Source organism: Neorhizobium sp. SOG26, assembly GCF_003491345.1.
Classification (GTDB): domain Bacteria; phylum Pseudomonadota; class Alphaproteobacteria; order Rhizobiales; family Rhizobiaceae; genus Neorhizobium; species Neorhizobium turbinariae.
In genome coordinates this window covers 614,080-633,413 of sequence record NZ_CP025513.1, presented here as the reverse complement: position 1 = coordinate 633,413, position 19,334 = coordinate 614,080, and the positions used below count along the sequence as shown (strand labels likewise).

Annotated in this window: 15 protein-coding genes; 4 read left to right on the top strand and 11 right to left on the bottom strand. The window is 59.3% G+C overall.

All coding sequences use genetic code 11. The annotated features are described in order from the left end of the window. Positions 1–25: 25 nt before the first annotated feature. Entirely contained in the window at positions 26–475 is a 450-nt protein-coding gene (locus tag CYG48_RS19555; RefSeq protein WP_118852862.1) for a MarR family winged helix-turn-helix transcriptional regulator, read from the bottom strand. 103 nt (positions 476–578) lie between these two features. Between CYG48_RS19555 and CYG48_RS19550 the strand changes: the two genes are divergently transcribed. After that, complete coding sequence (locus CYG48_RS19550; RefSeq protein WP_118852205.1) at positions 579–2,495, top strand: FAD-binding monooxygenase; 1,917 nt, start codon at positions 579–581, stop codon at positions 2,493–2,495. Positions 2,496–2,518: 23 nt separating this feature from the next. Here CYG48_RS19550 and CYG48_RS19545 read toward each other — a convergent pair whose 3' ends face one another. The 7 genes from CYG48_RS19545 to CYG48_RS19515 are packed head-to-tail and all read right to left on the bottom strand — an operon-like array spanning position 2,519 to position 11,138. Continuing rightward, positions 2,519–4,330, bottom strand: a complete 1,812-nt coding sequence (locus tag CYG48_RS19545) for an ABC transporter ATP-binding protein (RefSeq protein WP_118852204.1) — start codon at positions 4,328–4,330, stop codon at positions 2,519–2,521. A 14-nt stretch (positions 4,331–4,344) separates the two neighbouring features. Continuing rightward, positions 4,345–5,106: a DUF1028 domain-containing protein gene (locus CYG48_RS19540; protein WP_118852203.1), complete on the bottom strand. Its 762-nt coding sequence runs from the start codon at positions 5,104–5,106 to the stop codon at positions 4,345–4,347. 3 nt (positions 5,107–5,109) lie between these two features. Further along, positions 5,110–6,894, bottom strand: a complete 1,785-nt coding sequence (locus CYG48_RS19535; protein ID WP_118852861.1) for a gamma-glutamyltransferase family protein — start codon at positions 6,892–6,894, stop codon at positions 5,110–5,112. Between the two features lie 34 nt (positions 6,895–6,928). Next, complete coding sequence (locus CYG48_RS19530; RefSeq protein ID WP_118852202.1) at positions 6,929–7,801, bottom strand: ABC transporter permease; 873 nt, start codon at positions 7,799–7,801, stop codon at positions 6,929–6,931. Further along, entirely contained in the window at positions 7,798–8,745 is a 948-nt protein-coding gene (locus CYG48_RS19525) for an ABC transporter permease (protein WP_118852201.1), read from the bottom strand. Before CYG48_RS19525 ends, CYG48_RS19530 begins: the two co-directional genes overlap by 4 nt. A 58-nt stretch (positions 8,746–8,803) precedes the next feature. After that, entirely contained in the window at positions 8,804–10,312 is a 1,509-nt protein-coding gene (locus CYG48_RS19520; RefSeq protein ID WP_118852200.1) for an ABC transporter substrate-binding protein, read from the bottom strand. 58 nt (positions 10,313–10,370) lie between these two features. Continuing rightward, a complete protein-coding gene (locus CYG48_RS19515) occupies positions 10,371–11,138 on the bottom strand; it encodes a FadR/GntR family transcriptional regulator (protein WP_118852860.1) in 768 nt (255 codons plus the stop codon). Between the two features lie 330 nt (positions 11,139–11,468). Between CYG48_RS19515 and ku (CYG48_RS19510) the strand changes: the two genes are divergently transcribed. Genes ku (CYG48_RS19510) through ligD (CYG48_RS19500) form a run of 3 tightly spaced genes read left to right on the top strand, consistent with a single transcriptional unit; the run spans position 11,469 to position 14,224 of the window. Then, complete coding sequence (gene ku / locus CYG48_RS19510; protein ID WP_118852199.1) at positions 11,469–12,359, top strand: non-homologous end joining protein Ku; 891 nt, start codon at positions 11,469–11,471, stop codon at positions 12,357–12,359. A gap of 12 nt (positions 12,360–12,371) precedes the next feature. Next, positions 12,372–13,184 carry a non-homologous end joining protein Ku gene (gene ku, locus CYG48_RS19505; RefSeq protein WP_118852198.1) on the top strand — a complete coding sequence of 271 codons (813 nt, stop codon included), beginning with the start codon at positions 12,372–12,374 and terminating at the stop codon, positions 13,182–13,184. A gap of 2 nt (positions 13,185–13,186) precedes the next feature. Continuing rightward, positions 13,187–14,224, top strand: coding sequence for a non-homologous end-joining DNA ligase (ligD, locus tag CYG48_RS19500; protein ID WP_118852197.1), 1,038 nt, complete (start codon positions 13,187–13,189; stop codon positions 14,222–14,224). A 2-nt stretch (positions 14,225–14,226) separates the two neighbouring features. Here the strand turns inward: ligD (CYG48_RS19500) and ligD (CYG48_RS19495) are convergent, their stop codons facing one another. The 3 genes from ligD (CYG48_RS19495) to repC form a co-directional block, all read right to left on the bottom strand. Then, positions 14,227–16,863, bottom strand: a complete 2,637-nt coding sequence (gene ligD / locus CYG48_RS19495; protein WP_118852196.1) for a DNA ligase D — start codon at positions 16,861–16,863, stop codon at positions 14,227–14,229. A gap of 57 nt (positions 16,864–16,920) precedes the next feature. Next, positions 16,921–17,715 (bottom strand): DUF2243 domain-containing protein, encoded by a 795-nt coding sequence (locus CYG48_RS19490; protein WP_245450546.1) that lies wholly within the window; start codon positions 17,713–17,715, stop codon positions 16,921–16,923. Positions 17,716–17,974: 259 nt separating this feature from the next. After that, a complete protein-coding gene (repC, locus tag CYG48_RS19485; protein ID WP_118852195.1) occupies positions 17,975–19,264 on the bottom strand; it encodes a plasmid replication protein RepC in 1,290 nt (429 codons plus the stop codon). Positions 19,265–19,334 lie beyond the last annotated feature (70 nt).

Genomic DNA, 19,334 nt, shown 5'->3' with positions numbered 1-19,334 from the left:
TCAATTCGCGGCGGAATTTTCTATTCTATCGCGAAGGGAGAGGCTTGTAGGGGGCGCGGCTTAGGTCGTTCGCGTCGTCAATGACCTTGCGCAGCAGTCGCATGAGTTGCGCGGCTTCAGTCTGACTCAGCCCACGCAACATCATCTGTTGCGCAGCTTCCACGGCGGGCGTGACACCTGCAAGCACCTCCTCACCCCGAGCGGTCAGCGTAAGTTCGCGCGAACGCCGGTCGCGGCTGCTCGCAGTGCGGATGATCAATCCCTTCTCCACCAAACGGTCAACGACGCCGGTGATTGTCGTGCGGTCGTATGCGATGAGCCCGGCGAGTGTGATCTGGTCGATTTCGGGGTGAAGCTTGATCGCCGACAGTGCAGCGTATTGAACCGGCGTCAGATCGTAACCGGCCGCTGTTGTTTCTGACAGGAAGACCGCCGTCGCGATCTGCTGGAAGCGGCGCGCCAGGTGTCCCGGCATCTCATCATTCGACTTCACCTTCACCTGAACCTCCGTCCGGCACGCTGCGAATTGACAGTATAATGATCTTCAGTATGCTGATCAATCTAGAGGAGAAGGTCATATGCAGTTTCATCTTGATGGGTACCAGCCGGGGGACCCGGAAATCCTGGACCCGAACGCCCGCACGGTATCGACGGGAACGCAAGGCCCGCTTCCGACGGAGGTCGATGTGCTGATCGTCGGGTGCGGACCGGCAGGCCTGACACTCGCGGCGCAGCTTTCCGCTTTCCCGGACATCAAAACCTGCATCGTTGACCAGAAACCCGGCCCGCTTCTGCGCGGCCAGGCGGACGGTATCGCCTGCCGGACGATGGAGATGTTCGAGGCCTTCGGCTTTGCAGAACGGGTGCTCAAGGAGTCCTACTGGGTCAATGAGACCTCCTTCTGGAGACCGAACGAAGCCGTGCCGGGCACGATCACGCGAAGCGGCCGGATCTACGACACCGAAGATGGTTTGTCCGAATTCCCTCACGTCATCCTCAACCAGGCGCGAGTGCACGACTTCTTCCTCGACGTGATGCGCAAGTCGAAAACCCAGCTTGAGCCACACTACAATCGGCAGCTCCATGACCTGACGATCGACAGATCGGAGAGCGCGGGCAGCCATCCGGTCACGGTGACCCTCCAGCGGTGCGGCGAGGCCGGCAGCGAAACGGAAATCGTGCGAGCCCGGTATGTCGTTGGTTGCGATGGTGCCCGCAGCAAGGTGCGCAAGTCGATCGGTCAGACGTTGCATGGCGATTCCGCCAACCATGCCTGGGGCGTCATGGACGTGCTGGCGGTCACTGATTTCCCGGATATCCGGCTGAAGGCGCTGATCCAGTCTGCTGGCGAAGGCAGCATCGTACTCATCCCGCGGGAAGGCGGATATCTGGTTCGCATCTATGTCGAACTGGACAAGCTGAGCGAAGGGCAACGCGCTGGTAACCTGGACATCAATGCCGACTACCTGATCGCCGCCGCGCAGCGTATTCTCAAGCCCTATAGCCTTGATGTGAAGGAGGTTGCCTGGTGGTCGGTCTACGAGATCGGCCAGCGGTTGTGCGACCGATTTGATGATGTGCCACAAGATCAGGCCGAGACCCTAATCCCGCGTGTCTTTATTGCCGGCGACGCCTGCCACACGCATAGCCCGAAGGCTGGGCAGGGCATGAACGTTTCCATGCAGGACAGTTTCAATCTCGGCTGGAAACTGGCATCGGTCCTCAAGGGGCAGAGCGAGCCTTCGCTTCTGGCGACCTATTCGACTGAGCGCCAGGCTATCGCCAAGGAGTTGATCGAATTCGACCGCGAATGGGCACGCATGCTCAGCGCCTCATCCGCAGGGTCCGTCGACCCCGCAAAGACACAGGATTATTTCGTGCGCCATGGCCGTTATACCGCCGGCACCGCGACCCGTTACCAACCCTCCGTTCTGACGGAGGACGGAGAATATCAGTATCTGGCGCTAGGTTTTTCGATCGGGATGCGCTTCCACTCGGCGCCCGTGATCAGGTTATCGGATGGCAAGCCAATGCAGCTTGGCCATACCATAAAGGCAGACGGACGCTGGCGCCTCTTCCTGTTTGCGGGGGCGGAAGGACCTTTCGTGGCCGGCTCTGCGCTTCAAGCGACGATCGCTTTTCTCTCCGGCGACCCCTCGTCGCCGCTTAAGAAGTTCACCAAAGACGGCAACGACCCAGATTCAGTCGTCGATGTGCGGGCCGTCCTGCAGCAACCCCACCGCGACCTGAAGGTCGAGGATGTACCGCCTCTCCTGCTTCCGCCGAAGGGCCGCTACGGCTTGCGCGACTACGAAAAGGTCTTCTGCCCGGACTACAAGGGCGGCAAGGACATCTTTGCGATGCGCGGTATCGATCGCGCTGCCGGGTGCATCGTGGTTGTCCGACCGGACCAGTATGTCGCGACTGTATTGCCGATGGACGCCCATCAGCGGCTAAGCGCCTTCTTCGGCGGCTTCATTAGATCGGTCGCCTGACCGATCTCAAATGGAGCTAAAGCTCAAGCGACCTGGACCAGATGTCCTTCAGAAACCTGCCGGTACTGCCGGACGGGCGGCCGGTAGTCCAGTTTACGAACCGGGCTCCTAAGTTCGTCGTTGGTGATCCCGCGGCGAATGCCGCGACGTGCTGGATCAGGCACAGGGACGGCTGACATCAGCTTCTTTGTATAGGGATGCTGCGGGTTCTCGAAGACGGCAGCCCGCGGCCCGATCTCGACAATTTCGCCAAGGTACATCACCGCAACGCGGTGGCTGACACGTTCCACGACGGCCATGTCGTGCGAGATGAACAGGAAGGCGAGGTTGAGGCTCTGCTGCAGGTCGAGAAGCAGGTTGCAGACCTGCGCCTTGATCGACACATCAAGTGCCGAGACGCTCTCATCGGCCACGATCACCTTGGGATCGAGCGCAAGAGCGCGAGCAATGGCAATGCGCTGACGCTGACCGCCGGAAAACTCATGCGGGTAGCGGCTTGCCATATCGGCGGAAAGCCCGACCTTCTCGAGAAGGTCGGCGGTCTTTTCCTTGGCCTGTTTCGCCGTACCAAGCTTATGCTTGATGAATGGCTCGGAGATCGCAGTGCCCACCGACATGCGCGGATTGAGCGAGGAGAACGGGTCCTGGAAGATCATCTGCACGGACTTGCGCATGCTGCGCAGTTCGGCGGGCTGCAGCTTCAGTACATCATGGCCGTCCAGCAGGATTTCGCCGCTGGTAGGCTGCACAAGGCGCATGATCGAACGGCCCGTCGTGGATTTGCCACAGCCCGACTCCCCGACGAGCGACAGGGTCTCTCCCTGAAACAGGTCGAAGGAGATGTCTTCCACGGCATGAACCGCACCGGTCTGGCGCGACAAGAGCCCTGAATGGATCGGGAAGCGGGTGACCAGGTTCTTGACCTTGAGCACCGGCGCCTTCTCCGCCACCACAGTTCCGGAAATCTCGATCGGCTCTTCCGCCGTGCCGGTCTTCATGTCGACGATCGGGAAACGGGTCGGCCATTTGTGGTTCTGCATCGAACCCAGCTTTGGTACGGCCGAAAGCAGCGCGCGCGTATACGGATGTTGGCCCCGGTTGAAGATGTCTTCGGTCGGGCCGGTCTCCACCTGCTCGCCACGGAACATGACGATCGTGCGATCAGCAATCTCGGCCACCACGCCCATGTCATGGGTAATGAACAGGACCGACATCCCCTCCTCTTCCTGAAGAATCTTGATGAGATCGAGAATCTGCCCCTGGATCGTCACATCGAGCGCGGTGGTCGGTTCGTCGGCGATGAGCAACTTCGGCTTCGACGCCAGGGCCATCGCGATCATCACGCGCTGGCGCATGCCGCCGGAGAACTGATGCGGGTATTCGTCAAAGCGCGACGAAGCGTTCGGGATGCGCACCTTTTCGAGAAGCCGGACCGTTTCCGCGCGGGCGTCGGTCTTGGACATGCCCTTGTGGCGCGTCAGCACCTCGGAGATCTGCCGCCCGATCGTGAAGATCGGGTTCAGCGACGTCATGGGCTCCTGGAAGATCATCGAGGCTTCGTTGCCCCGGATCTCGCGCATCTGCTTGTCGGTGAGCTTGGTCAGGTCACGCCCGTTGAGGATGATCTCGCCTTCAATTCGGCTCGACATAGGCGCAAGAAGCCGCATGATCGACAGCGAGGTTACGCTTTTTCCCGAACCCGATTCACCGACGATCGCGACCGTCTCCCCCTGACGAACATCGAAAGAGACGCCACGAACGACGCTTTTCCAACGCCCGTCAACGAGGAAGGACGTGGTCAGGTTCTTTACCGAAAGAATGGGTGCATCACTCATAGGAGCATCTCTCATCATGCCTTAGGCGGGGTGGCAAAGGACGCCGATGGACGCCCCTGCTCTTGGCGGGCGGCTTCCAGAGCTGCGATCCGCTCATCGATGACGCGCCGATCCGTCATGCCGTGGGGGTTCTCCCGAGTCGGCATGGTCTCGGCCACATGTAGGAAACGTTCCTGCGCAACGGCGTAAAGTCGTCGCAGCTCGACAAGCGGTTCTGAGTGATCGTCCGCATGGATACGCAGCCACGGATAATCCTGGTCTCGGTAGATGACAATCGCTGCGGACTGGCGTCCACGCTTGTCGCCACCGGCGGCTTCGCCGGCATCCATCGCATCCAGTAACCGTTCCGCGAGCGGGGCTCCAGACGCAGCCCGTTCATTGTAAACCTTCAGGGTTTCCGCGATCACCTGCGGCCCAACGAGCATGTTGCCGGCAACCGAAACATTGTTGTCGACGAGGTGTCCGGCCCACGGCACGCAGATTTCGCCGGTAAAGGCGGCGTTTCGGCCAGAAGCATCGATGAGATGCATCTGGCGCTGACGGTGGCCGTCATCGCGCAAGGTCAACGTCCTGATGACCTCTTCAGGGGCAAGCCCTTCTTCGAGCATCTTCAAACCGTCTGTTCCATAAAGAGGGCTCACGAAGGCCTGCGTTGCAACAGCCCCTACCCTTCCCTTGATATGCGGCACCGCGCAGCCGACGGCAAAGAACCGGCTGGCGACCGCTACACCCAAGTACCCTGTTTCAGGATCCCGCGCGACAATCGACCAAGTCATGGATCAACGTCCGATCGCGTAGGCTTGCATGAGCCGTGGCGTTGCAGCAGCACGAAGCAAGCCATCGGCATCGCGTTTTGCAGCCGTCAGGCGACCTACCGTCCACGGGTCGGCAACGGTGACCTTGTGTCCGCGACGTCGCAGCTCGGCAAGCGATGCCTCTCCGATGTTGCTTTCCACCATGATCTCGCCCGGCGAGCTGGTTCGCGGGTAGAACGAACCCGGGAAGTGCGAGGTGTGGAACAGCGGCATGTCGATCGTGGCCTGAAGGTTCTTGCCGTGGTGGACATATCGCAGGAAGAAAGGCAGTTGCCACTGGTCCTGCTGGTCGCCGCCCGGCGTGCCGAACACCATCGACGGCTTGCCCTGATGCAGGGCGAGCGACGGCGTGAGCGTCGTGCGCGGACGCTTGCCCGGTGCCAGCGAGGTCGGCAGGCCTTCTTTCAACCAAAACATCTGAGCGCGCGAGTTCAGCGCGAAACCTAGTCCCGGCACGATCGGCGAGGACTGCAGCCAGCCGCCGGACGGCGTGGTCGACACCATATTGCCCCAGCGGTCGATGACATCGATATGGACCGTATCGCCCTTCTTTTCCGTCAGGTGGGCCATCGTCGGTTCATAAACCGCGCCCGTGCCGCTCATTTCGGCAAGCATCGCCATCGTTGCATCGACCTGACGCTCGTAACCGGGAACCACGCCCGGCCGCAGGTCGAGCGAAGCGTTTTCACTGATCAGCTTGCGGCGCTCGTTGTTGTAGGCATCCGATAGCAGGTATTCCGTTGGGATCTGCCCGAATTCCGGATCGCCGTAATAGACCTCGCGGTCGGCGTAGGCGAGTTTCATGGCCTCCACGACGGCATGGACGAAGTCCGGACCTGACGGGTCCATGGAGCTCAGGTCGATACCCTTCAGCAGGGCAAGCGATTGCAAGAGAACTGGCCCCTGCCCCCAGGCCGGCGTCTTCGCCACCGTCCAGTCGAGGTAGTCGTAAGTTTGCGGAGCTTCTACGGTCGCGCGCCAATTCGCCATGTCGTCGGCCGTCAGCACGCCTTTGTGCTTGGTCCCGCTCGCATCCATGACTTCAGCGGTTTTCAAATAGCGGTCGATCGCTTCTGCGACGAACCCCCTGTAGAAAGCGTCGCGTGCGGCTTCGATCTGATCCTCGCGCGATGCCTTTGCTTCGGACTCAGAAACAATTCGCTTCCAAGTTTCGGCCAGCACCGGGTTCTTGAAATTGCCGTGAGGTTCAGGCGCAACACCGCCCGGCAGCCAAGTCTCATAGGAGGTCGGCCATTCCTTCTGGAAAAAGTCCGCGAGATCCTTGATGGTTGCCGAGACACGCGGCAGCGCCGGATGCCCCTGCTCCGCGTAGTAAATGGCGGGCTCCAAAACTTCGCGCACGCTCATGGTGCCGTAGTCGCGCAGCATAAGCATCCAACCGTCAAATGCGCCGGGAATGACCGTTGCGAGGAGACCGTCGCCCGGGATGAGCTTCAGGCCTTCCCCCGTGTAATGTTCGATGGTCGCACCTGCCGGGGCCGGACCCTGAGCGCAAATGACTTCGACCTTGTCCTTCTTCTTCGAATAGAACACGGCCGGCATGTCGCCGCCCGGGCCGCAAAGATGAGGCTCGACGATCTGCAGCACGAAACCCGTGGCAACGGCGGCATCGAAAGCGTTGCCACCCTTTTCAAGGATGGCCATGCCGACGGCGGACGCAATCCAGTGGGTGGACGTAACGACGCCAAAGGTGCCCAGTATCTCAGGCCGCGTGGTGAAATCGGTCATTCTGATAAAGTCCTTGTAAAAGAGTGTTTCGCAATCAGGCTTCGCGCGGGTCGAGCGCATCCCGCAGCCCGTCACCGAGCAGGTTAAATCCGATCACGACGAGGAAGATGGCGAGGCCCGGCCACATGGCCATCCAGGGCGCTTGGCTGAGGAAGTTTTTCGCGACGTTCAGCATTGAACCCCAGCTTGGAGCAGGAGCCTGCTGTCCGAGGCCCAGGAATGAAAGGCTGGCCTCCGCGATAATTGCCGTCGCGACAGTCAGCGTCGCCTGGACGATGATCGGGGCGAAGACGTTCGGCAGGATGTAGCGGGCCATGATGTCGAAATGGCCGAGACCGATGGAGCGCGCTCCTTCGACATAGTCTTCCGTCTTCACCGCCAGCACCTGACCGCGGGTGAGCCGCACGAAAATCGGCATGGCGGAAAGACCGATCGCGATCATCGCATTCATCAGGCTTGGGCCGAGGAAGGCCGCGAGCGCAATGGCGGTGATCAGGAACGGCATCGCCAGAAGAGCCTCGGTGATGCGCTGGATTGCCTGGTCGATCCAACCACCGAAATAGCCGGACAGAAGGCCGAAGGGGACGCCGATCGCCACGGCAATTGCGACCGAAATGACGCCAGCCATCAAAGATGCACGAGCGCCCCAAATCATCCGCGACATGATATCCCGTCCGAGATCGTCCGTGCCAAGCCAGTGTGCTGCCGATGGCGCCTTGCGCAGTGCCGACCAGCTTGTCGCGACCGGATCGGGAATAGGCAGAAGCGGCGCGGCAACGGCGAGCACCGCAAAGAAAGCGATGATGAACAATCCGGCCATCGAGCCGCGGTTTGCGCGCATCTTGCGCCATGCGCGGCTCTTCTGCCGCGGTTCAGGGATCGGGGCTGTCTGTTCGATGACGGTCATAGGCTTGCCCTCAGGCGCGGGTTGAGGAGTGCGTAAAGCACGTCAGCAATCAGGTTCATCAGGATGAAGCCGATTGCCGTGCACATGACGATGCCCTGCACGACTGCGTAGTCGCGAGTAAAGACGGCATCGACGGTGAGCTTGCCAAAACCTGGGATGGTGAAGATCTGCTCGGTCAATACGGCGCCGGCGAGCAGTTCGCCAAACAGCAGCGCCGAGAGCGTGACGATCGGCAGCAGCGCGTTACGGAAGCTATGGCTGAGAATGACCTGTCGCGGCGACAGACCCTTGGCCCGCGCTGTACGGATATAGTCGGAGCTCAATACTCCGAGCATCGCTGAGCGGGTGTGACGCATCAGCTGGGCAGCCAGTGCCGTCGACAGGACGAAGGCCGGCATGATCATGGTCTTGATCGACCGGACCGGATCCACGAAAATGGATTCATATCCGGATGCAGGCAGCCAGCCGAGGTTCACCGACACCAGCAGGATCAACATGATGCCCAGCCAGAAGTTCGGTACGGACAAGCCTGACAGGGCGATCAGGTTGGAGATGTAGTCGAGCGTCCGGTTCTTGTAGACCGCCGCCAGGATGCCTGTCGGGATACCAATCAGGAGCGCAAAGATCATCGCCATTACAGCGAGCTGGACTGTGACCGGCAGCTTCTGCCCGATGAGTTCCAGCACCGGCTGGTTGGTTCGGAGCGATACGCCAAAGTCACCGACGAGGATGCCGCCGACCCAGCGGACATATTGTGTCACCACCGGTTCGTTCAGATGGTACTTTTCGCGCAACATCTCGATGGTTGCCGGATCACGATCCTCACCGGCCATGGCGAGAACAGGATCGCCCGGCAGGAGCTTCTGCAGCGAAAAGACGAAGATCGAGATGATCAGCAAAGTCGGAATCGCGACCAGCAGCCGCTTGCCGATGTAGACAGGCATGACATCGCCCCCTTGTTGGTGAGGCCGCGCAGAACCTGCCGCGCGGCCTCTGGTACGCTTACTTCTTCGAAACGCCGAGCAGGCGGATCATGCCATCCGGCGAAGGCTTCCAGCCTTCGACCTTGTTCGAGACGCCGTATGCGTAAGGCTGGTGGCCGAGGTAAATGATCGGCAGCTCGTCGTCGAGGATGACGCTTGCTGCGTCGTACTTTTCCTTGCGGACCTTGTCGTCGGTCGAAGCGCGGGCTTCATCAAGAAGCTTGTCGACTTCCGGGTTGCAATACTTCATGTCGTTCAGGCCTGCCTTGCAGGTCATGAACTGGTGGATGTTGCCATCCGGATCGACACGGCCCGACCAGTCGGAACGGCTCATCTGGTAGTTGCCAGCGGTCTGCTCGGAAAGCAGCGTTGCAAACTCAGTCGCCTTCAGCGTGACGTTGAAGCCTGCCTCGGCAACCATCGACTGGACGACCTGCATCATCTGCGTCTGCATGGTGTTGTTAGCGTGCTGCAGCTCAACATCGAGCGTCTCGTAGCCAGCTTCCTTCATCAGTTGCTTGGCTTTCTCGATGTCGCGTGCCGGAACCGGGATTTCCTTGTTGTACCATGGGCTGGTCGGCGGATAGGGCTGGTTGCCGGCCATAGCGGTGCCTTCGAAGACGATCTGGCTGATCGCTTCACGGTCGATCGCGAGCGAGAATGCCTGGCGCAGGCGCTTGTCCTTGCCGAGCGGGTTGTCAGCACGCGGACCGTTGCCGATGTTGACATAGACGCCCATATTGCCCGGGCCGATGACGTCAGCATAGGTGAGGCTCGGATCGTTCTTGACGGACTCGGCATCGGATGCAGCAATACGCTCGGCGATGTCGAGATCACCGGAACGCAGGTTGGCGAGCTTTACCGTGGTGTCCGGGATCGGCAGGTAGGTTACCTTGTCCACAAGGACCTTGTCCTTGTCCCAATAGTCAGCGAACTTCTCGAGCACGATGCGGTCCTGCTGGATGCGCTCGACGAACTTGAACGGACCTGCGCAAACCGGCTTGGAGCCGAAGTTGGCGCCGAGCTCCTTGGCGGCCTTCGGGGCGACAATCATGCCGGCGCGGTCAGAAAGCTGCGCGAGCAGCGTGACGTCCGGGGACTTCAGGGTGAACTTGACTTCCAGCGGGCCGGTTGCCTCGACCTTTTCCACCGACGACAGCTCGCTCTTGCGGCGCGATTCCGGCATCGTCATGTTGCGTTCGATCGTCGCAACGACGGCGGCAGCGTCCAGGTCCTCACCATCGTGGAACTTGACGCCTTCGCGGATCTTCATCGTCAGGACCTTTGCGCCTTCAGACCATTCCCACTCGGTGGCGAGCTGCGGCACGATCTTCATGTCCTGGTCGATGTCGACGAGCTTGTCGCACATCGCGGTGTAGACGATACGGCCGACAAAGGAGCGCGACTGCGCCGGGTCCAGAACGTCCGCATCGTCGTTGATGCCGATGCGCAGTTCAGAAGACATTGCCGGGAATGCCATGAAGGCACCGGCGAGCAATGCCGCGGTTAGAGTTGAAAGTCTGCTCATGTTCAATCCTCTGGTTGGTGTTAGTAAAGGTTACAATCTGAACACCGGTAAACAGCTCCTAAGATGCCGTTCGCAGGCTAGTCTCCTGGCTGAATTCGTGCACGTGATCCCCATCGGCGGATGACGTTGCCCGGATCAGGTTTGCTTGAAGCATCAGCAGATGCTGCCGCATCGCTTCACCCGCTTTCGCTGGATCTTTTGCGGCGATGGCGTCCACAATAGCATTGTGTTGGCGAAGATACTCCCCTGCCCCCGTTCCCGCGCCGCGGGCACGTTCACGGATCGCCTGCCAGGCATCATCCTGTCGGATCCGGTTGACGACGTCGAAGATCGACAGGAAGAGCTGGTTGCCTGCACTTTGTGCGATCTGCCGGTGGAGCGCACCATCCCAGAGCTCCTTGGCATCGGCATCGATGCTCGCATCGGCTTTCTCAATAAGCTTTCGCATGCGGTCCACTTCCGCAGGCTTGGCACGCATGGCCGCCAACTGTGCAAGCTGCGGCTCGATCCGCAGCCGGACCTCCATGATTTCCATGATATCGGTGCCGGCAATCAATGCATCGACATGGTCGCTCCAGCTATCCGGCCGCTCGCCCAAGAAAGTCCCCGCACCCTGCCGGCGCCAGATCAACCCCTCGGATTCAAGTACCTCAAGTGCACGGCGGATAGCTCGCCGCCCGACATTGAGCATCTCTGCGAGAGCCCGTTCCGTCGGAAGCCGTCCTTGTGCTGCAAAAGTCTCCGAGCGGACGACCTCGCGCAGCTTCTCAAGGGCATAATACGAGTTCTCGTGCGGCGGCTCCGGCAGGGCGGGAGAATGAACCATTATGTGAACCAATTACCAATTGGTCCCCAGTCACGACATTTTCTTGCCCTCGTCAAGTCACTTCTTATGCAAAAGTGTCGTCTGCTCAAGAAATGCGCAGCGCCTACGCGCTGCCTTGAATGTGCGCCGTGAGGCAGCAGGTCGACATGGGAAAAGCCACCAGATTATGCGTCCAAGCTGATTCGTTAGCTGAATCAGGATGTTGATGCTGACTCGTAAAACGGGTCCGGATCGATCTGCTAAGTGTTTGATTTAAGATTCATTTCGACTCGGAACCATAGCGATACTGATTCGATTGACTCGCATTGGTTGTGTCAGGAGTGCGAGTAAATGGTCTCACCGAGAGCGAATTGGAAGGGCTTCATCAAGTTTGGAGAAGTCGCATGTCCCGTAGCTCTCTATACGGCGGCCTCCTCGTCTGACCGCATCACCTTCAATACGCTCAACCGGACCACTGGTAACCGTGTCCAGCGGGAGTTCGTTGATAGCGAAAGCGGTCGCACGGTCAGCCGTGAGGACCAGGTGAAAGGCTATGAGATCGAGAATGGCCAGTACATCATTCTGGAACCGGAGGAAGTGGCCGCGACAGTTCCCTCCAGCGACAAGACGCTGAGCATTGAAGCCTTCATCCCCTGCAGCGAGGTAGACGACGTCTATTTCGACAAACCCTATTACCTCGCGCCCGACAAGATGGGCGCTGATGCCTACAAGCTTCTCCGCGATGGGATGAAGAGGGCCAAGGTGGCGGCAATTGCCAAGACCGTTCTGTTTCGCAGGTTGCGTACAGTGCTGATCCGTCCTCATGGCAAGGGACTGATCGCGACGACGCTGAACTTCGATTACGAGGTGCGTTCGTCAGCCAAGGCATTCGATGACATCCCGGACATGAAGATCGAAGGCGAGATGCTCGAACTCGCCAAACACATCATCAACACCAAGGCGGGCGAATTTGACACCCGGGCCTTTGACGACCGCTACGAGAAAGCTGTTGCAGAACTGGTGAAGGCAAAGCTGGAAGGCCGGACCCTGCCGAAGCGCAAGGCGGCGCCGAAGCCCAAAACAAGCGACCTGTTGGAGGCCTTTCGGGAAAGCGCCGGCGTTGTTGCCGCCCGACCAAAACCTGCACCCGCCACCCGCAACCGCGGCGCGGCACGAGGCAAAACCGCAGCAGTGGCCAAGGGAAGCAAGACGACGAGCGCGCAGCAGCGCCGAGCCGGTTGATAGGAGGCGGACATGGCACTCCGCCCCTACTGGAAGGGATACCTCAAGCTGTCGCTCGTCACCTGCCCCGTGCAGATGACGCCGGCGACGTCCGAGAGCGAGAAGGTTCGATTTCATACGCTTAACCGCAAGACAAAGCACCGGGTGGTGAGCCGTTACATCGACAGCGTTACTGGCGAGGAGGTCGATGACGGTGACGAGGTGAAAGGCTATCAGCGCGGCGAAAACGACTACGTTCTGCTGGAGGACGAAGAGTTGGAGAATGTTGCTCTCGAGAGCACCAAGACAATCGACATCAATGTCTTCACCCCGCGCGACCACATTGAATGGATCTGGCTCGACACGCCTTATTACCTCGCCCCGGATGATCCGGTCGGCGAAGAGGCTTTCTCGGTGATCCGCGACGCTATGGCCGCAGAGAACATGGTGGGCATATCGCGACTGGTCATTTCCCGGCGTGAGCGCGCCATCATGCTTGAACCGCGGGACAAGGGCATCGTGTTGTGGACGCTTCGATACGGCGACGAGGTGCGTGACGAGACTGTCTATTTTGACAGCATTGATGAGGCGCCGGCTGAAGCAGCGATGATGCCGCTCATCCAGCAGTTGATCAAGAAGCAGACGGTCCACTGGAGCCCGAAGATGGTGGAGGACCCGATCCAGGAGAAGCTTCACGAACTGATCGAGTTGAAGAAGCGCGCGGCGAAAAAGGCTGGCAAGACAAACTCGAAATCGAAACCCGACGCGGCAACGGGCAATGTCATCAATATCATGGATGCGTTGCGCAAATCCGTCGAGGCCGAAACCCGCACAGGGAAACGCTGACCGTGACCAGGAGCAAGCAGTCCCTGCTTCGCGAAGAACCAGCAGCCATTCGGTCTCGCCCGCTGCGTAAGGCCAATCACGCCCAGCCTGACCTGCCCTTTGATCCGATGCCGGAACGCATCGAGCCGTGCCTGGCGCTGCTAAAACCTTCGGTGCCTGAGGGGCCGGATTGGCTGTTTGAGGTGAAGTGGGACGGCTACCGGCTTGCCCTGCACATAGAAGGCGACACGGTGCGCGTTCTCACCCGCGGCGGGCACGACTGGACACACCGCTTCCCGACCATCGTTGCGGCAGCGAAGGCACTTGGGGTGAACAGCGCGATCCTGGATGGCGAGGCGGTGGTTCTGGACGAACAAGGTCGGTCAGATTTCTCCGCGCTGCAGCGTTCACTCGGGGGCCGTGGCGGGAAAAGAACGTCCGTGGAAGCGATCTTCTACGCCTTCGACCTTCTATACCTAGACGGTTACGATCTCTGTGACACCGAGCTATCGGTGCGGCGTCATTTGCTGGAGGATGTAGTTCCACGTGAGCTTGATGGCGACATCAGGCTGTCGCAAGAAATGGAGATCGCGGCTGATACGCTTCTTAGCCACGCCTGCAGGGTTGGGCTGGAAGGCATCATTGCCAAGCACCGAGACCGCCCCTATCGATCCGGTCGCACGGGCGACTGGCTGAAGATCAAGTGCATCGAGAGCGAGAGTTTTGCCATCATCGGCTATGAGCGCTCTACATCTGCGCGCGGTGGGCTTGGCAGCCTGCTCCTCGCAGCAAGACGCGGCGGTGAGTGGGCCTATGTCGGTGCTGTCGGCACCGGTTTTACACGTCAGACTGCCGAGAATTTGCGAAGCGCCCTCGACGAGAGGGCGACGACAAAGCCAGTGGTTCCGCTGAAGGGCAAGCGCATGGTGTTCGTGAAGCCGACACTTGTTGCCGAGATCGAATTTCGCGGCTGGACCGGTGACGGAAGCCTGCGGCATGCCTCGTTCAAGGGTCTTCGGGAAGCACAGGACGATGCGGCGGTCTACGAGCTTCCAGAATAGGACTAGGCCGCCTTGCTTGCCTTTCCGAGCCTCTTGATCGCCTGCTCGAGAGGCCGTTCGCCGTCGCAATAGTCTTGCCAGGCAGATGTCTTGGCCAGCAGCGCCGGCACTGTCCTGATGGTGAACCGTTTAGGATCCAGTCCGGCTTTCACCTGGCTCCAAGTCAGCGGCATGGACACGGTTGCTCCCGGACGCGCTCTTGGTGAAAGCGGCGCCACGGCGGTGGCCATACGATCGTTGCGCAGATAGTCGAGGAAGATCCGCCCGTTCCGCAGGCTCTTGGTCATCTTGATGAGGTAGCGGTCCGGGCTGTCCTGCGCCATGGCTTGGCACACGTCATGCGCAAAGGCTTTTGCGTCGGCCCAGGCGAGCGGCTTCCTTTTGTTGACCTTGAGCGGGGTCACGACATGGAGGCCCTTGCCGCCCGTCGTCTTGCAGAAACTGACGAGCCCCAATTCATCGAGACGATCCCGCATCTCACGGGCTGCGGCAACAACATCATAGAATGCGACGTCCGGAGCGGGATCAAGGTCGAACACGAGGCGGCCTGGTACTTCCGGCTGCCCCGGTTCACAATTCCAGGGATGCAGCTCGACGCCGCCGATCTGAGCGATAGCGGCAAGGCCCTCGACCCGATCGACCTGCAGGTAAGGTTTCTTGTCGCCAAACACCTTCACCAGTTCGAGCAGGTTGGATGTGCCCGGCATAGCGTGCCGCTGGAAGAACTGCTCCCCGCCAATTCCGTCGGGTGCACGGATGATTGAGCACGGCCTTCCCTTGATGTGATTGATCAACCACTCGCCGACAACCTCGTGATATTGGGCCAATTCTTCTTTGGTAACAGGCTTCCCGTCTCCCGCTTCGGGCCACAATGCCTTGTCAGGGTTTGAGATCAGGACGCCCATAACCTCCGCCTTTGCATTTTTTAGACGACCTGCTCGTTTCGACGGTTTCGGGGCCTTGGCATCCTTGTCTTCAAGCGGTGCCGGCTCATCGGTTTTGGCATCCATCGCGGGTTTGTCTTCCCGCAAGCCTTTGAAAGCAGCCTGCCGCACAAGACCGTCCGCGGTCCAGCCGGCGAACTCGATCTCCGCGACGAGTTCAGGCTTTACCCAGACGATCTCCTTCGCCTTCTTTGGCGCCCCCGCCCCGGTGAAAGGAGATTTTGTCGTTCGCATCGCTTCGAACTTCGGCACCAGGGTTTTGAGCTTCGCCGCACCAAAACCGGTTCCAACCCGTCCGAGATAAACAAAGTGGTCACCGCGGAAGACACCCACCAGAAGCGAACGGAACTTGCCGTTGGTCGTGGCGTAACCGCCGATGACGACCTCGTGGCCGGCCCGGCATTTGGACTTGACCCAGGTTTCCGTTCGGCCTGACACATAAGGCGCGTCCGCTTGCTTGGAAACGATACCTTCCAGCGAGAGCTTGCAGGCCGAGCGAAGAACCGCATCACCACCGGTCTCAAAATGCTCTACAAATCGCAGACGCGTGGCGTTCTCGACATCCTCCAATATCGCCTGCAGGCGTTGCTTTCTGTCAGTCAGCGGCAGAGGACGCAGGTCCTCCTCACCATCGAACAGGATGTCGAAGGCGAAAAATACCAGATCGTTCGTCTTTTTCTCAGATAGGGCAGCCTGCAACGCAGCGAAATCAGGCGCGCCACTTGAATCCAGGGCGCAGATTTCACCATCAATCAGGCAGTCTGGCAGACCGCTCGCAGCCTCGGCGATTTCGGGATATCGGCTCGTCCAGTCCAGGTTTTTGCGCGTCTTCAGCGTAACCTCACCATCCGCCACCCGGATCTGGATACGGTAGCCATCGAACTTGATCTCGTGCAGCCAGTTCTTGCCCGATGGTGGCCGATTGGAAGTCTGGCACAATTGCGGTGCGACGAACTCCGGAATGACAACGGATTTGTTTTTCTTGGCTTTGGCACTTGGACCCGACTTCGTTTTTCGTTGGTCGGCCGCGAGCCCGGTCTTGCTGTCCCAGACGGCGTCCGCCTCCACTTGACCCGCCTTCAGCATGAAGGGCTTCGGCTTGCGCCCCTTGCCACCGGCGATTTGCTCCATGCTGCGGCCGGACGCGACGGACGTCATGTTCTCCTCAAGGATTGCTTCACCATGCTCTTCCACGGAAAAGTCATCGTGGTGCTTGATAAGGAGCCAGTTGGTGCGTTTGCTCCTCTCCCTGTCATTGCGCATCCTGACCAGCACGAAGCTGCCATGCAGGCGGTCGCCTTCTAGCACGAACTTGAAGTCGCCCTTCTTCAGCGCTTCTTCCGGTGACCTCTGGCTTTCGGGTTCCCAGTAACCGCGGTCCCACAACATCACGGTGCCACCGCCATACTGGCCCTTCGGAATAGTGCCTTCGAAGTCACCGTAATCCAGCGGATGATCCTCTACCTCCACGGCGAGGCGCTTGTCGTGCGGGTTGAGCGAAGGACCTTTGGTGACCGCCCAAGATTTGAAGACACCATCGAGCTCCAGCCTGAGGTCATAATGAAGCCGGGTGGCATCATGCTTCTGAATGACGAAGCGACGGCGGTTCGACGGATTGACCGCAGTTTCGCCGCTTGGTTCGCTTGTCTTCTCGAAATCACGCTTGGCGCGATAGGAGGTGAGGTTGTTTGTCATGGTGTTCCGGATCCGGTTGTGATCCGAATGCGATGGGCCGGTGGTTGGTTCCAGTTGCTACAACCGCACCCAGTCCAGACAGCCGGCTGGCAGAAGTGAACCGCTGACCAACAAGGCTCCGTGGCGATAGAGCGCCTTTGATGACTGGCCTTCCGGCAGCACGATGGTCCACACTTGAGACGAAGTATCCGTCCAGATGACCTGGCCATTGACGCTACCGATCGCGGTCATTGCTCTTACCGGAGAGACACCCGGAGCGAAAAGAACGGTAACGGGTCCTTCCTGCTGCGGAGGAAAGGCCGATATCAGGCCGGCGATTACGACTGAGAAGGCCAAAGCAGTTGGCGATACCAACAATCGGCCGGGCGTGGGTTTAGATGCGCGCCGTGCAAGGCCCGCCACCAGGGGAACGACGCCAAAAATCGCAAACCAAAGCAGGTCCCATAGAAGTGGGTTTTCCGTATCCATGCGGATGCGGTGGATGCCGAGGATCCAGTGAGACAACACGGCGTCCACGACATGCCATCCACCGAAACCAATGAGCACGCTGCTAAGGAGTGCGCCTCCTCCGACCGTGGTAGCATGCGAGTTCGACCTTGATCGCCAGAGGAGCCAAAGCCCGACGATGGCAACGACATACATCAGCAGATGGAAGAGCCCGTCGGTAAGGATCAGAGCCCGAATGTCCTGCCCTACCTGCTCAAGCCCACTCAGCAGATGATGCCATTGCAAGATCTGATGCAATAGGATTCCGTCAAAGAAGCCGCCAAACGCAAAGCCGAGCATGTACCCGGCACAGGCCGTGGACTTCTCATCACCAGCATAGGCACCACCTTCCACAGCATTACGCACGTCTCACCTCCCTCTTCTCCCGCGTGAACAAGAAAGGGATTAAATAGTTTCACGCGAGGTCGTTGATCGAGGGCCGCGCGCCCCCAACCGCCGATCATCCGGTATTGCAGCAAGAGCGCCGCGAACAACTCGAACAGCCAAGCAACGCAGAGCTGTTGATTGGTTCAGAAACATCTCCTGGTTTCACCAAGCTTCCAATCCTCCCGAGTGCTGGAGGAACCCGTCCGTCGCAAGTGGATGTCAACAGGATCTTTAACCACTAACATAACGTCGGCATCGGCTTGTTGACTGAAATCTGATGCGTCCGGTGAGCCTCGTGACTCTTGGTCTTCAGGAGAGTTAGCAGCATAGGCACGATCGCAAGCCTTTGCTGCGCGGCTCGGCGTGTGAGTTCACGCAGGTAACCTCCAGGAGAAATGAGTTCCTCAGCACGCTCCAGCAGGCAAGCGATCAGTATTGACGCCTGTTGAAGACCTAGAACGGAACACGCGTCTCTGTAGGCACTGGCGCTTACCCCCAGCATCGACTGCACAACATGGGAAGCCGACAGTAGCTCCTGCCAGTTCGACACTCGACCGTGAGGACCATAGTCTGTAATTCGAGGGCAGGCTTGCAGGACGAGCGGTAACGAGAGTGGTGGAAGAGTGCTCTCGCTTTGGCGTTCGGACAAAAACGCCGATGAGCGGCTCAAATCTCGATTGGGCATGGCTTGCGAAGCTCGCTCTTCATTCGCGCAAACGACGACCGCTTCTTCATTTATAGATTCGGATTCTGTATTCTGTATGTGCCGCTCAGTTTGATTGGGATTGCCGCTCTGTTTCCCGAAATTTTGCTGTCTCTCCAATTGGTTGAAAACTTCCTGGCGAAGGCGCTCCAATTCCGCGACGGCTTCCGATAGCTGTTTGACGTCAGGCACGCGTGGCAGACGTCCCAGAGCCGCTGACAACTGGAAGCGAAAGTTGAGCCAGTCCCCATCGCAGCCTTCATCAACCGCAGCGGTCACGAACTTGGTGATATCGCGCCTGCACAGCGTGAGGCGTTCCCGCAGCCGCTGCAGGCACAGACGTTCTTCATCGACATCCGCTGCGAGTTTTTCCAACTCTTCCGACCGGGCAAGCAGGGGCGCGAGAGAAAAGCCATAGGCTTCGCCGATTTCCCCGGACCTGCGTTTGCGCGCGTAACGCTTTCCGTTGGGGCTGTCCTTGCGGATCAACAGACCAGCAGCGATTAATGCCGCAAGATGACGCCGGATCGTCTGCTCGGCCATGCCGTGCGCACGGATCGACAGCTGGACGTTGGACGGGAATACGACCAGTCCATGCTCTTCCGCCAGTTCATTCTTGGGATAAAAGCTCAGCAGTGCGTTCAACACCGCAAGCGCCCGGTCTGTTACACCCAGACGAGGCTTTGCGATGCAGAGGTTACGAAACAATTTCCATTTGTCGACTGATTTGTTTGCCACGATCTGTTGCGAGGCGACTTGCCTCGACAACATGGCAAGCGTCATCGACCGCCGCCCAAACGGCGTCGTTACACTTCCACTCTCCATTTTCCTTCACCTTTTTAAAGGCAAAAGAAATCCACCCGCCAAAATGACGCTCAAGACTCTTGACTGTGAT